The organism is Pseudomonas sp. SP16.1 (assembly GCF_052682975.1).
The window spans coordinates 123,948-138,298 of sequence record NZ_JBQYFZ010000002.1 but is presented as its reverse complement, the minus strand read 5'-3'; the positions used below and the strand labels follow the sequence as shown (position 1 = coordinate 138,298).

General features: G+C 56.7%; 12 protein-coding genes. 9 read left to right on the top strand and 3 right to left on the bottom strand.

The features are described from left to right. Positions 1–171 precede the first annotated feature (171 nt). From ACUTAF_RS25120 to ACUTAF_RS25080, 9 genes are all read left to right on the top strand, one after another. Positions 172–1,023 carry a hypothetical protein gene (locus ACUTAF_RS25120; RefSeq protein WP_311188807.1) on the top strand — a complete coding sequence of 284 codons (852 nt, stop codon included), beginning with the start codon at positions 172–174 and terminating at the stop codon, positions 1,021–1,023. Between the two features lie 8 nt (positions 1,024–1,031). After that, entirely contained in the window at positions 1,032–1,304 is a 273-nt protein-coding gene (locus ACUTAF_RS25115) for a hypothetical protein (protein ID WP_088192384.1), read from the top strand. Between the two features lie 1,177 nt (positions 1,305–2,481). Next, a complete protein-coding gene (locus ACUTAF_RS25110; RefSeq protein WP_430281544.1) occupies positions 2,482–3,369 on the top strand; it encodes a replication initiation protein in 888 nt (295 codons plus the stop codon). A gap of 114 nt (positions 3,370–3,483) precedes the next feature. Next, positions 3,484–4,596, top strand: a complete 1,113-nt coding sequence (locus ACUTAF_RS25105) for an AAA family ATPase (RefSeq protein WP_430281545.1) — start codon at positions 3,484–3,486, stop codon at positions 4,594–4,596. A 47-nt stretch (positions 4,597–4,643) separates the two neighbouring features. Beyond that, positions 4,644–5,699, top strand: a complete 1,056-nt coding sequence (locus tag ACUTAF_RS25100; protein ID WP_445582602.1) for a ParB/RepB/Spo0J family partition protein — start codon at positions 4,644–4,646, stop codon at positions 5,697–5,699. Between the two features lie 111 nt (positions 5,700–5,810). Next, positions 5,811–7,970 (top strand): DNA topoisomerase, encoded by a 2,160-nt coding sequence (locus tag ACUTAF_RS25095; RefSeq protein ID WP_088192380.1) that lies wholly within the window; start codon positions 5,811–5,813, stop codon positions 7,968–7,970. 53 nt (positions 7,971–8,023) lie between these two features. After that, a complete protein-coding gene (locus tag ACUTAF_RS25090; RefSeq protein WP_088192379.1) occupies positions 8,024–8,689 on the top strand; it encodes a hypothetical protein in 666 nt (221 codons plus the stop codon). Positions 8,690–8,711: 22 nt separating this feature from the next. Beyond that, the gene (locus tag ACUTAF_RS25085) at positions 8,712–9,119 is read left to right on the top strand and encodes a hypothetical protein (protein WP_088192378.1); all 408 of its coding nucleotides are present in this window, start codon (positions 8,712–8,714) and stop codon (positions 9,117–9,119) included. A gap of 124 nt (positions 9,120–9,243) precedes the next feature. After that, positions 9,244–9,681 (top strand): hypothetical protein, encoded by a 438-nt coding sequence (locus tag ACUTAF_RS25080; protein ID WP_088192377.1) that lies wholly within the window; start codon positions 9,244–9,246, stop codon positions 9,679–9,681. Between the two features lie 501 nt (positions 9,682–10,182). On the opposite strand, the gene ACUTAF_RS25075 is transcribed toward ACUTAF_RS25080, so the two are convergent. The 3 genes from ACUTAF_RS25075 to ACUTAF_RS25065 are packed head-to-tail and all read right to left on the bottom strand — an operon-like array spanning position 10,183 to position 13,979. Next, a complete protein-coding gene (locus ACUTAF_RS25075) occupies positions 10,183–12,384 on the bottom strand; it encodes a hypothetical protein (RefSeq protein WP_172882257.1) in 2,202 nt (733 codons plus the stop codon). Further along, positions 12,381–12,992: a hypothetical protein gene (locus tag ACUTAF_RS25070; RefSeq protein WP_311188812.1), complete on the bottom strand. Its 612-nt coding sequence runs from the start codon at positions 12,990–12,992 to the stop codon at positions 12,381–12,383. The genes ACUTAF_RS25075 and ACUTAF_RS25070 overlap by 4 nt, the downstream gene beginning before the upstream one ends. Positions 12,993–13,001: 9 nt before the next feature. Then, positions 13,002–13,979, bottom strand: a complete 978-nt coding sequence (locus tag ACUTAF_RS25065) for a hypothetical protein (protein WP_311188813.1) — start codon at positions 13,977–13,979, stop codon at positions 13,002–13,004. Between the last annotated feature and the right edge of the window lie 372 nt (positions 13,980–14,351).

Below are 14,351 nucleotides of genomic sequence, written 5' to 3'. Positions count from 1 at the left end.
AGGCATAGAGCAAACAAAAAAAACATAGATAAGCAAACTAAATACGGATGGCAAAAAAAACCGCATCTGAGCAAGACGCGGCTGTGGAAATGGCATGTAATTTATCTGTTTCACATGCGAACCCTATATTACTATTGAGACTACCTTGACACAACAGAGTTGGTGACTCCCATGCGAAAGCCCGAAACCGCTTCCCAGCAAAGTGCAGCGCCTGCGCCTCTCTGGGCCCAAACTGATGATGACATCTCCGCGCTGCTACTGCAGGGTGCCAATGCCGGCGTACAGGACATTCCGGCGCCCGCAGAACAGCTAGAAGTGGTCGATGAGGCACCGGTTGCCCCCGCGGCTGAAGAAGCCCTTTTTGAGGCAGGTGGCGCCCCGCTTTCGGATGAAGTGGTTGAGCAGGTATTCGAGGCCGGCGGCGTTGCTGACGAAATGGCGGTGAGCCAGTCAGCTCAAGTACAGCGCGCAGAGTCTGAAGCGCGTAAGCGGGCAGAGAAGCTCAAGGCCTTGTTGGCAGAGGCGTTCTGGGATGATGCTCAAGCGCTTCTGCTCCGCCCAGAAACCAAGGGTGGTCTTCGCGCAGTGTTCATCTCTTCTGGTGACGAAATCACCTTCAAGAGCAAGGGTGGGCTCCTGCGTTCCAGCGTAGTGACCATGAACATTGCGACCGGCAATCTCTCGTGCAAGATGCGTGGCACCTCGATGAATGAAGTGGCCGTTGCTTTTATTGAGTGCGGCAAGGCTGCGGGTTGGTCTCAGATGTGGTTCAACGGTTCGCCCGAATTCATGCAGATCGTCACTGCACTGGCGAAAGCAGAAGGCATCCAGGTGGTGAGCAAGAGCGACATCTCGAAACTCAAGAAGAATGCCGAACCATCGTTGCTCAGCGGGATTACCGAAGGTCTTACCTCGTTCTTCCGGCGCGGTGGAGAGCCGGCGGCGCCCCGTCAAGAGCCTTCTGTTCAGCAAGCCCCTGAGCCTGATGATCTCTCCGATGGTCCAGGGTTCTATAACCGGTAGGTGACAACATGCGTGTTTTGATTTGCACGGTACTCTTCATCCTGGCCGGCGCTGCAAATGCTGCCGGCACTGGCTCCATGAACGAGGTACAGACAAAGCCGGAGGGGTTCAATGGGCCTGACGGCGTTATGTCAGAATTGCTTTCCGATGGCGGCGCCTCCGGTGGCCAGTCGGGATCAGCATCCGATCAGAAGGTAGAGCGGTTGAAGGCTCAGCTCTCCAAAGAGCTGAACGCCGATCCTGCAGCTGAGAAGCTTGGCTCCTACCTCTGGAAAGAATGACCCTGAGCAAATAGGTGGACGGATCCTCGGATCGGTTCACCGCTCCATTCCTAGCTTCCCTCCTCCCTCGCTACTCCCCCGGTTGGAGCTTCATATAGGTGGACGGATTCTCGGCTGAAGCCTTTAAAGGCATCAGCTTAGGGCTCTCCTTGTCCTAACCTCCTCTGTTCAACCGAGAATCCGTCCACCTATGCCGCTCATCCAGCCAATTTTCAGCTCCGAGAATCTGTCCACATATCAGCAGGCTGTAACGCCCGTGCTATAGGGGCTTTGAGCCAGTTCCGAGGAACTGTCCACCTGTCATGATGCGGGGCCTTCTGAGTTCGGTCGTTTCTTCGCTTGCCGAGGATTTGTCCACCTATTTGCTGAATCGTTTGAGCATGCGACTTCTAGAAGAGCATCCTAAGTCATTGCCGTATAAGTGATTCCTGGCTCGCTGGCAGAGAATCTGTCCACCAATTCCTGCTTTAAGTTGCCGAGGATTTGTCCACTTATCGGTGAGATTCTGCTTCGCCGAGGATCTGTCCACCTGTCATACGGCTGCTGAGTTCTTCCAAGCCCGAGGATCTGTCCACCTATCGGGCTAGCTAGCCAGAATGGCCGTATGCGCCGCCGAGAATCAGTCCACCTATAGTGTTGGTTTCCGCTGCACGCCTGGCCTGGAGTTGGCTGCTTTGAGCAATGGTCTTGATCACCGCGGTGCTGCGGATGCCTCGGTCGTTCAGGCTGCCCGCCTCCCTGATTACCCGCTTTTGGCCTTTCCGAGCAAACGTCCACGTTTCTCAGTAGCTGCAAGCAGTTTGGTGTGTACCGGTCGGGCTTTGCGCGTAGCTCGTGCGGCGCTTTATAAGAAAAGCCTTTAGATATTTTTATTCTTGTTTTTAAAGGAAGGCTTGATACTCTGAAGCCCTTGCGGCACTAGGGCTCTAGCTTGGTCGGAAAGGTCATGAAGTGGACGTTTCCTCGGAATGCGTGGGCGTCTGCTCGGTTTGATGTGCCAATTTGTCGGTAAGCGTGGGCATATCCTCGGAACTGGTGGGCGTTTCCTCGGCGTTATCCACAGGCTGTGAGTCAAGCGTGTTTCGCTGTAAGCCCAATAGGTGGACAGATTCTCGGACATCTGGACGGATTGCGTAATTTCCCCTGTATGCTTTGGCTGCACGCGAGGGGATTTAAGATGACTGATTCAGCTAGGGCCAACAAGAGCCTTCACGATACAGACGATGAGTTGCCAGCGATCGACATGGTGATCGATGGCGTTACCATCAATCCTCAGGATCTGCTGGGCGATGATCTTGGCGACGACTATCCAAGCACATGGAATCGTGTGATTGGCCAGTCAAACGCTTTGGTCACATCGTCCTATCACCTATCGCTTTCTGAGATTCGGCTTCTACGTCTCTGCATGTCGGCTATCGACTCCAGGCGCCCTCTGCGGCCGAAGGTGTTCGTGATTCGCGCGTCTGATTACGCGGAGACCTTCAACGTTACCCTCGATGCCGCGTATCTCGCGTTGCGTGACGCCAGCAATACCCTGTTCGATCGAGAGATACGCATCGGCACGCACAAGAGTGGCCGGAGAATCCGCTGGGTCAGCGAGGTCAAGTATCACCAGGGCATGGGGGAGGTAGAGGTTCACTTCACTGACCAGGTAATGCCTCAACTCACCGCGCTTGAGCGTCAGTACACGGCTTATCGTGCCGGCGAGATCGTTAATCTCAACAGCGTTTACAGCGTCAGGATCTATGAGTGGCTCTGCCAGTTTCGCTCAACCGGTTGGATGAAGATCACTGTGCAGGAGTTGCGTGATCGTCTCCAGCTCCAGGAGACCTACAGTCAGTTCAGAGATCTGCGCCGGCGCGTAATTGAGCATGCGGTGGAGGAGATCAACCGCACTGCTGATCTCGATGTGAAGGTCACCTACCAGAAGAAGGGGCGCTCGGTCGAAATGATCAGCTTCACGTTCTCTGTGAAGCCGCAGGTGCAGCAGCCGCTGGATCTGGAGCCATCGCTTGAGGACCTTCAGGCAGACTTACCTCCAGCGCAACCAGTCACTGGTGACTAGCAGCTGGCGATATAGGGTATTTTAAGTAAAAACACGTAAAAACCGTATAAATGACTTGCGGTCTGCTGTTGAAGGTATATGGTTACGCCTACAGACAACCTGAGGAGCGTGGCTATGGCTGTTGCACAGACGCAAGAAAGCTATCCGTACACCGATTTCGATTCCCTGTATCTTCCCCCTCAATTCGCAGCTGATGCTCTAAGTCTCAGCCTCCAGACGCTGAAAGCGGCAGAGCCTGATCTTGGTGTTGATATCCGGCGAATCCCGCGGGGTACGGTTTCTGCGCGTGTTTACACGCTGGCGGATATCTTCAAGATCGCAGCACTTCGCCGGGAAAAAGGGCTGACCAAGTGCCTTACCAGGCCGATCACGATTTCGGTTTACGTTCAGAAGGGCGGCACGGCCAAGACTACCTGCACCGTTAATCTGGGTCTGTCTTTCGCGTTTGCGGGCTACCGTACTCTAATTATCGACAACGACCCCCAGGGGGATGCTTCGAGCATGCTGGGGTATGACCCCGATCTCACTCCAGATGAGCTCGAAGAAATCGGCGTGCCGGCTGACCGGGCTATCGATGGCCATTTTGGGAATCTCCTGGGTGTTAGCAACATGTTCCCTCCCCTTCCCTTGGATAAGGTGGTCAAAAAGCCCTTTGGCGAGTATGGCCCCCATTTGATTCCTGCCGAAGAGTCGCTAGATGATCTAGAGGTTGCGCTAGGTGCGGCAAATAATTCGGACTTCCGTTACGCGTCGCACATCGTAAAGGCTCGCGCCGGGCAGCTGCCTGCCTGCGACTTCAGTGGCTATGACGTGATCATCTTCGATAATGCTCCGTCCGGCTCATTGCTGACGCGTAACAGTATGGTGGCTAGCGATTTTCTTGTTTGCCCTATCCGTATGGATAAGTTTTCGTTTCGAGCGCTCACTCGTCTGGCCGGTAAGCTCTCCGCCTTTCAGGAAGATTTCCAGCGGTCGCCTGAAATCGTCGCGATCCCCACAATGTTTATCAAGAATCGACCGCGGATCATGACCAACCTGGCGCGGCTCTCCGAGCTCTTCCCTGGGAAGGTTACGGACAGCAAGCTTATCTTCTCAGAGGACTACTCCAAGGCATTGGAGGATGGCGTGCCTATCCTGGCCTGGAAAGCCGGCTCGGATAACTCGCTGGGTGCGATGCGGCAGGTTTTTTCAGAAGTGCTCCAGCGCATTCGCGAAACAATTAAGTGAGCTATGCACCGTGCATAGCTGGTTAAAAAACAACCTATGCACGGTGCATGGGTGAAAAATGGATGGTGACCTATGCACCGTGCATAGGTGAAAAATCAAAGGGGTGTCTCATGCCAAAAGAACAAAGGCGGCTTGGGGTCGATCGGATGCCACAGGTTCCCTCTCCTGAGCTTCACGTACCGCCGGCTCAAATTCAGGGGGTTCGCGCCCCTGAGCGTATCCCGGCGCCGAACCTTGATGTCTCTCTTGAGGATCTTGTTGCCCGGCAGGAGGCTGTGGCTCCTGCTGCTCAGGTATCCCTGCCGGTTACTGCGCAGGGAGCCGGGACCAGAAAGATTCCTTTGGATCTTATTGATGTTTCCCCATTCCAGCCGAGGCTCGTGATCAGTGAAGAGGCTCTTGGTCGTCTGGCGGATTCAATTCAGGCGGCTGGTCGCCTGCGTAGGCCTATTTTAGTCAGGCCGATGCCAAGCGGGCGTTATGAGCTGGTGGGGGGCGAGCGTCGCTGGAGGGCGCATTATCTCCTGCATTGGGCGGAGATCGAGGCTGACGTTCGGGAAATGTCCGACGAAGAGGCAGAGCTGAATGCTGTGGCTGACAACCAGGGCGGCGAAGATCTCTGTGACTTCGAGCTGGCCAGGGCATATAACAACATCTTGCAGAAGGGTATCGAGCCCTCAATGAGTGCTCTTGCGCGGCGTGTCGGCGTGAATCAGTCAACGATCAGTCGATGCCTCGGGTATTTGAAGTTGCCGCCAAGTGTTCAGGCCCTGCTTGAGAAGAACCCAAGTTTGGTTGGTCCGAAGCAGGTTTTGAAGTTTGTGGAGCTTTCCGCCGCTAATGAGGAACTTGTCCTTGAGGCTGTCGCTGGTATCGGTGAAGGGCGGTTTACGCAAGAGGGGGCGGTGCGCTGGGTGCAGTCAGCTATCAGTGGTGGTCGTGGGGCGGGCACAGAGAGCCGGACGTTGTTTTCGAAGGGGAGACCTCTTGGAAGCATTAAAGTGACCGGAAGTAAGGTTGAGCTCTCGTGCGTAAAAGGGGTGGACTCTACAAAGCTTGCTGAGTTGGTTTCTAAATATTTGGAGACGGTTGAGTTGGGTTGAGTCTATCTCGTCGTAAAAAGCCCGGCTATGCCGGGCTTTTTATTTTCTGCATGAACTTTAAACAGATCGCCTGTTATACTATCGACATCATGTAAGAAAAGTGAGGTCGATATGTCGACGGTCGTTCTCTGTGAAAAGCCGGATCAGTCCAAGGCTCATGCCTCGCTTTTCGGCATCGCTGAAAGCGGCAGAGGGTTTTACAAGGCCAAGAACGGCTGGGTCTTCACCCATTCGATTGGGCACATGGTCGAAATGCTCGAACCGAGCAAGCTGGATCCGCGCTGGGAAAAGTGGTCTCTCGAAGATCTACCGGTTATTCCTCCGGCCTGGAAGGTCGCAGCGGTCAGTGGCAAAGCGGATCAGCTGCGCACCGTGCTCGGGTTCTTAAAAACGGCCGATGAGATCATTATCGCTACCGACTGCGGGCGCGAAGGTGAGTTGATCGGGCGTGAGTTGATTGAGTTGTCTGGGAACCGCAAGCACCGGCTTATGCGGTTCTGGTCGTCTGCCCTGGACGAGGCCAGCCTCCGTAACGCCTGGAAGTCCCTCAAGGACGGACGTGATTTCGATACGCTCTACGCGGCTGCGCTGATTCGTCAGCGATTCGACTACATGTGGGGGATGACCAACAGCCGCGGCGCGACGCTTACGCTTGCGCCGCCCAACGTTGTGTTTCCAGTCGGGCGCGTCCAGACCCCGGTTCTTAACCTGGTGGTGATGCGACACCTGGCCATCGTCAATTTCACCCCAAAGATTTTTTTCACCTTGGCTGCAGACGTTTCGACAGCTGTTGGCAATCTGACGATGACCTTTGCGCCTAAGGGTGATGAGCACCGCCTGTGGGAAAAATCCAAGGCCGATGCCTTAGCAGCAGCTGTGAACGGTGCGCGAGGGCCACTGGTCGTCAAGTCGGCCGACCAAAAGGAGTCCCCTCCGAAGTTTCCAAGTCTTTCTGATCTGCAGAAAGACTGCAGTAAGCGTTGGAAATGGACGCTCGATCAGACGCTGGAAGTCTGCCAGGCGCTGTACGACGCCAAGTATGTCTCCTATCCCCGCACCTCCTGCAACATCATGCCGGAGGAGCAGATCCCGGAGGTCCCTGGGATTCTGTCGGCCCTGGAGGCGGCCGGTTGGGCGCCTTCCTTGGCGGTCTGTGGAAGCGGGCAGCCCGTGTTCAGAAAGGATCGCATCAAGCCTGAGGCTGAGATCCAGAAGGATTTCGATCACCACGCCATTCTGCCCACCGCGTCAGTGCCGAGCGGGCTCGCGGGAGACGAGAAGAAGCTCTATCAGCTCATCGTTCTGTATTACATGCGCGCTTTTGCGCCGGACTATGAGTTCAACCAGGTCGATGTGACCATGCCTGCAGGCGGCATTCTCCTTAAAGCCACCGGTATCACGCCGTTGAAGCAAGGCTTCAAAGCGCTTGAAGCGAAGCCAGAAGAAACGGATGACGACGAGCCTGCTGAGAAGAACGACGGGAAACAAAAACTCCCCCCGGTTACCGATGGCATGGAGGCTTTAGTCGAGAAGGTCGATGTGAAGCAAGGCCAAACCCAGGCGCCTCCTTACTACACCGAAGGTACGCTGCTGGAAGACATGATCAGCGTCCACAAATTCGTGACCAACCAGGATCAGCGAGCTCGCCTGAAGGAAACGTCCGGTCTTGGGACCGAAGCGACTCGCGCATCGATTATCAAAGAGTTGCGCAACCGAAAGCTGATCGTCCAAGGGCCGGGGAAAGGCAAGATCGATTGTTCAGACAATGCGATCATGCTCATCCAGTCTCTGCCGGATATCTTGCGTGATCCAGGGCAAACCGCCATCTGGGAAGACTACATGGATCACGTACGGCATAAGCGCATCACCTTCGAGGCCGCCATGAAGGCTGCCGAAGATGCAGTGCGCAAATGCGCAGCTTATTTTCAGCAGCGAGGCGTGAATCAGGAGCGAGCAGAGGCATCCAAGCCGATCTTGGAGTTCAACGGGCATGCAGCCAATTGCCCTGCCTGCGCGAAGCCCATGGCCTACATCAAGACTGGCCGCTTTGGTCCGTATTGGGGCTGCACGGACAGAGATTCTTGCAAGACAAGCCTTCGAGCTGCGGCTGATGGAAAACCCATTCCCAAAGCGGAGGTCGTCAAAGGCGACATCTGTCCCAAGTGCCAGAAGAGCCACCTGGTTATCCGCCAGGGAGCGAAAGGGCCGTTCTGGGCCTGCTCGGGATTCCCGAAGTGCAAGCACACAGTGAACATCGAAAACCCGGCGTAAGCGGCTTGACGCTATGCATTCATATACACTAATGTAAACACGGAGTAAGCGAGATGAGTCAGCGAAGCCGAGAGGTCCTGGTCAACATCTTGTGTGGCTCGATGTCCGGCATGCGTCCGGCTACCGAGCAGGAGCGCGAGCAGTATCAGCGCAACACGCAAACGAATTTTGACCTGCTGGTTGTAGGTAATACGCCAGCGCTGCAGGATGCGCATGTGTCGCGAGCTGGGCATGCAGGCGCTTTCGATTTTGATCGCGTCAAGCGCTACGAGTCTGCTTGGCACGAGATGAAAGGACGTGACCTGCAAGGCGGCACGTCGCTCAGCGAGCTGTACCCGGGGCGCGCAGTCAGTGATCCGTTCGTTGCGAAAGCTGTTGATGTCATTCGCCAGCATGCTCCGCAGTACGCCGGCAAGCTGATGCTCCACGGTTCGGCGTTTCCTTCGATGGCCATCGACATGGCCTCGGATTACATCGATCGAGCGACCTTCGATGACAAGACGCTTTCGGTCGAGGCTGCCAAGAACATTCAGATGTTCCTGACCGCCATGAGTGTGAGCAATGAGCAGGAGCATGTGCGCGACTTCGTGGCATCGTCTCCGGCTCAGTTGCGTGAGATGCGATCCGCACTGGATCGCGAGTTTTCAGCGTTTGAGTCGACTACGATTCAGACTCTGGTGGAAGAAATCGATCTGTCTCAGACTCCCTTGCCAGGCTAGGGAGCCTGGCAAGGGGTAGGGGATGAGTAACGCGAAGCTCGGAAGGATAATGGACCGAATAGCCCTCGGCGGCCTCGCCGGGGCTTACGCCCATTGTTTCGCGCACTATGGCGACCATCGCCGGGCGATGCAGATGACGTGCAAGGCTGCTATCCGGGCGGGTTACCGCCCAGCCGCTTGCTGGGTCAGCGCCGCGATGCTGGCCGCGGGGCGGCCGACTCATACGGTTGCATTCACAAAAGGCTCATCCCCATCCTTCTTGATCGTCATGGCCGGTAGTGTCGGGATCGATTACGAGCTCGATGTCATGTTTGATCCTGAGACCGGCGCTCCTGGTTGGAGGCTCATTGAGGGCGAGGCCGAGGAGCTGTATCGCAGTTGGGCGCAGACTAAAGAAGCCGACGACATTGACTACGCCATCGCTTGCTGACCACTACCCTGCCTCGAAAATTTTTTCTCAAACCCCTTGAACTTCTTTTCTGTTATGCTTTCATATATACAAAGGCACAACGGAAGGCGATAGCCGCCGAGCCTACGGATCAAGGAGAACGATGATGAAAAAGATGAAGCTGATTGCGCTGGTAGGGGCTCTGGTCGTGTCTGTCGCCGCTGTGCTGGGTTGCACCGGTCAGAAAACCAATGAGGTCTGGCCTGAGAAGTGGGATGCCGAGGCTACCGCCTACTTCAACGCGAATGTGCCTCCGCTGAAGAATCTGCCTGGCAAGGTCTACCACTTCCAAGTCGTGAAGTATGAGAAAGGGAAAGGCGAGTTCTTCGCCAACTCGCTCTACATCGATGGCAAGCTCGTTGAAAACGATCTGCCGAACGCCAGCCACAAAGTGGGCGGTGTTTCTGCCGATCAGCTCGAAGGCGTACACATAGTCTTTACCGCAGAAGAGGGCTACAAGGTGGCTACCAAGTACGAGTTTGCCGACTCGATACACAAGGCCGTCGCAAACACTCTCCCTGTGTTTTTCAAGGACTATCTGTAAGTAAGGGCAATCAATGAGATCAGATGTATCTGGTATAGAAGGGCGCACCGAATAGGGCGCCCTTTTTTATTGCCGCGAGGAAACCCGCCAGGTTTGGTGCAACGCCCCAAGCTGAGGCAGCGCGCTGGCGATGCCGCGTGCCTGAACCCAAGCTGCCAAACGCAGCGAGAGCTCATCGCAGTAGTTCATCAGCGCCTGGTGTAAAGCGTTGCCGGGGATGACCTGATGCGCATCGATGGATGCCCCCAGGGCCAAGAGGCCGCGACAGCAGCTGCGTCATGCAAGAGCTTGCTCATGTTGGGCCCCTCGATGATTGAGGCGCCACTGCTTGCATGTCACGACTGATCGTAATTTCCACCGGGTTTCCCATCCGGAGAGACGGCTTAGCATAACGCCCCTTCACGCAAGCTCCCGTGGTCGACTGAACCAGGAGAACGCCGCACGGGGAATGAAAAAGGGAGCCATCGGCTCCCTTGTTCGACTTCTGGCAGTTGCCGAGGATCAGCCACCACCCTCTGGTGTCTGGCGAGGATTCTGGCCGGGGCTCACCATCCGGCGAATCAGCGACTGGGTTGCGATCGAGAGCGGTGCCTTCACCATGCTGCTGACACCTCCCATGACGCCTTGGGCTGTGTTTTCGTAAGGGTTAAGGCCAGGCTCGGAGAACGAGATCATGTTGAGCACGGTGCGAGGGAAGTTGGTGATCAGGGATGCAGAGGTCATGCACACCGACCAGAACAGCATGCAGGTGAGCAGAACCATCATGACCGAGCCAATGAGCAGGCCTGCGATCGCGTCAAAGGGCTGGCTCAGATCTGCGGCGCCGTTGTCCATCAGACCCCACAGACCAGCCATCATGGTGTTGACGATCGGCAGGCCGATGCTGGTGATGGTCACCGCGGCGGCCAGGCCACCCACGGCCAACGCTGGGTAGAACCCGATGAAGATGAGCGTGTTCCAACCCTTGCCGGCCATTTGGGACGTGTGCTCTTCGCCCTTTGGCGCTGCCTGAGCGGCGCCCCATAGCGTCACCCCGAAGAACGCAGAGGCGACAAAGGTCAACCAGCTGATGACGCCCATGAGGCCGAAGATGGCGAATACGACCGGCAGGACGTAGCCAATCATGGCGCCGGCGATCAGCAAGACAACGCCGATCATGAACAGGGCCTTGGTCATACCGCCGTTGCCCTTGGTTGCCTTGCTTGCGATCCAGGAGAGCCCGCTGCCGCTGATGAACATCAGGCCAGTACCTGCTAGCTCTCGGCCGAACGCCGAGACCGTATAGAGGTTGGCCTGGGAGGGGTCTTTGCCGAGAATGTCCAGCCCCAAGAGATCGATCAGGTCTGTAGAGTCGCCCTTGTCCTCCAGCTCGCGTTCGACCTTGTTCATGGTCAGCTTTGTGAGATCGTCGCCGACGGTCAGATCGGCGAGGCTGCTGGTGGGGTAGAGCTTCGAGGTGCCTTCCGAGGCGTAACTCTGGGCCCGGGTGAAGTCGTTCGCCGCGCGAAGCACGAAAGTGCCTCCCATCATCCAACCCCATTCCTCCAGCGACGCGAAGAACTGCTCCGACTCGGCCAGGAGGTTGGACGCGATCGTCTGCTTGATGACGTTCTTCGCGGTGGCGGTGTACCACTCTACTTCCTTCTGCAGGTAGGTCTGAGCTGCGGCCGCGAGAGCTGCCTCTTCAGTGGCGCTCTGGTTGTTCTTTACGCCCAGGTGTCGACTGAGTTGCGTCTGAACGAGTCGTTGCCACATTTGGCGTTGTGCCGCGGCTAGTCCTTGAGAGATAGACTTATCGTTGGCTACGCGCAGGGCCATCTGTTCATCAGAGCAAACGATCGAGGCGGCGAAGCCGGAAGTCCCGCCCCATTCGCAGAGGAAGTTCTCAGAGCCCATCTCTCCACCAACAGTCCCTTCGCCAGCGTCTTCCTCAATGCTGCTATCGGTGTGCTTGATTGCTGCTGCAATGGCGTCGGTGGGTGGAATCAACGGGATGGCGGTATTGTTCAGGATCTCGTTGATGAACGGATCCGTGGCACTGGATGGGCCATGGTAACCAGGTGCGCTGCTGTCGGTGTACTGACGACGCCAGGCGCCTTCCGCGAGGCGCGTGGCCAGCTCGGTAGCGCTGATGCCAGGGAGGCGATCCTGAGGGTTTTTGTGGACGTAGTACCCGGTCGCGGTGGTGGCCAGGGTCAGCCAGTTGCCGATCATGGCCTTGGCTTCTGGCTTGTTTACCGAGATTTCGTACCGCGGCTCATTGAACAGGTTGTAGGTGTGCATGAGCTTGAAGCTTTGGGTCTGGGCATCATCGCCCCATCCGCTGCCGCTCTTGGCGATACTCGCTATGAGATGGTGGCCAGGCGTGAGCACGATTGCCTGGCCGCCGGCGCTCGATACAGGGATCACCGGTGCGCAGAGGGTTAGAGCTACCACCACGCGAAGTGGGTAGAAGAATGCCTCATTGCCGTCTCGGGCGCCGAAGAAGTTGCCGTTCTGGCGAAGCCGGAAGATGCCCAGGAACATTGCCCAGGAAGCCAGAATTCCGAAGCCGGTCAGGCCGACGATGGAGAAGTAGCTGGCGAAGATTGTGAGGGGGGTGACCTCGGTGGTTCGGAGTCCGGCCATGCCGGCGATCTCGGACGGGTCGAACATCCATGATCCGAAGAGCCAGAGCAGGACCAGGGTAGAAAACGAGTTCATGCCGGATCTCCTTCAGTCTTGGCAGGTGCCCGTCCTTCCCGCAGCTTGTAGTTTTTCGGGAGCGGGATCGGCAGCAGCAGGGCGGGCTGCTGCAGCATGATCTTCACGAATGCTGGGATGGTGACCACGCGCTGCTCACGAGCGGTGTACAGCTTGTGGAGGTTGGTGATGTAGACCATCAGCAGGACGTTGAGCAGCATGATGTTGCCGATGAGGGCCATGGGGATGGTGTAGTTGGCTGCCACCATTCCTATGCCTACTGCCAGGCCCATGAACAGGACATAGCTGAACCAGTAGGCGAGGGTGTAGCGGACCCGTACCGACTCTTCGGTGATCTTGGCTGTGGTGATGAGCTCGTCCCAGAAGCGCTCCGGATCGGATGACGCAATCTTCAGATCTTCTTTGGCCTGGGCCCGGTTGAAGCGCAGCATGCCCTTGAAGTTTCTCAGCGCCCACCCCGAAACCGACGCCATGGACGCCACTTCTTGTACTGCCATCTTGGTCGGGGTTACCCCACTGATCCACCCGAGAGCCTTGAGAGTCTTGGATTTCGGTTTGGCGGGGGAGGGCGCGTTCGCGGTGGCCTCATTTACGTTCGAGTTGCTCATGAGGGCTCCTTACTGCCGACCAGAGTTGCTGATGAGGGCGCCGATCTGCTTGCGGTGATCTTCTTCGCGCTGTGCCACCTGGATTGCCAGGAGGCGACGGGTCTCGACCATTTCCTTGAAGATGTTCAGGAGCAGCTGGTTCTGTATCTGCTGCTGGACCAAGGCGTCGCGTGAGATGCCCCCGGTGCCGGACATCGCGTTGATCTCTTCGATGGTGGGGGAGGCGAACAGGCGCTGGTAGGCTGTGATCTGCGCATCCATCTCCTCGCTGATCGAGGAGCCAATGGCCCCTTCTACGGCAGACATGCGGAAGTTGTAGGTGTCGATCTCCTGCTGCAGAACCTCGCCGACATCGGTGTTCTTGATTGACTCAGGGGGCTGCGGGGCAGGCTTGCGGCCGCTGGCGACTGCGGTTGCCAGCTCGATCTGAGTCTCCGTGCAGCTCATGGGGGTGGATCCGTTGTCCAGGTCCTTCTTGCCCACCGGTGGGAGCATCCGCGGATCGCAGGCCGGCGTGATGTTCTCCTTCACCTGACGGTTGTGGCGGGCAGTGAACTTAGCGGGCTCGCGGATGGCCTCGGCCGAGTTGTACTTGTTGTACATGTTCGTTTGCCGGCTGTACGTCTTCTGGGTGACAGCTTTGCCGATTTGCGTCGCGAGAACCTGATCTTCCTGGCAGAAGGTGGACGCCTGCTGATCCTTCTGGTTCTGCTGGTTATAGATGTCGACCTGGCCGTTCATGATGGCCCGGGCGTTTGCCTCGGACTCCACCTTGATGGTTTGCTCGGTCGACTTGACAGCCTCTTCCACATTGCCCAGGCCTTCCTCGGTTGTCTGGGTGAGGATCTGCTGCTGCAGGAGCTGCATGATGGCCTGCTGGAGAATTGCCAGGAGAGCCGCAGTGTCCGTCATGGCGTAGGCCTTCACCGGCGCAAAGAGAGGCACCGACGCGAATATGGTTGCGACTAGAAGTTGTTTGATCCGCATTTTCTGTGACTCTCCTAGATACGGGTGTGGCAGCCTGTGAATGCTATTGTAGTCCCAATAGTACAATATTTTGTATCTGTAGAATCTATGGTATGCGCCGTGCCGGCGCAATGTAACGCACAGGGTTAGCCCAATCCGCTCTAAGGTGGTCTTATGCGGGGTGCCGGTTGGCATATAGAGAAAGGGGATTTGCTTGCTTGGCCCTTGGTTTGGCCAATGTTATAGTACCGAGTATCCGGGACTATAGGCTTCGGGGTTGGCCCAGCCTGATGGCGGGGGTTGCCGTAGAAATGATGCGGAGAGAGGTTCGCCTAATGGCGAATTTGGCAGGCGCTGGTCAGGCCTTCTACCCGCTCAATCAGGCCCCACCAA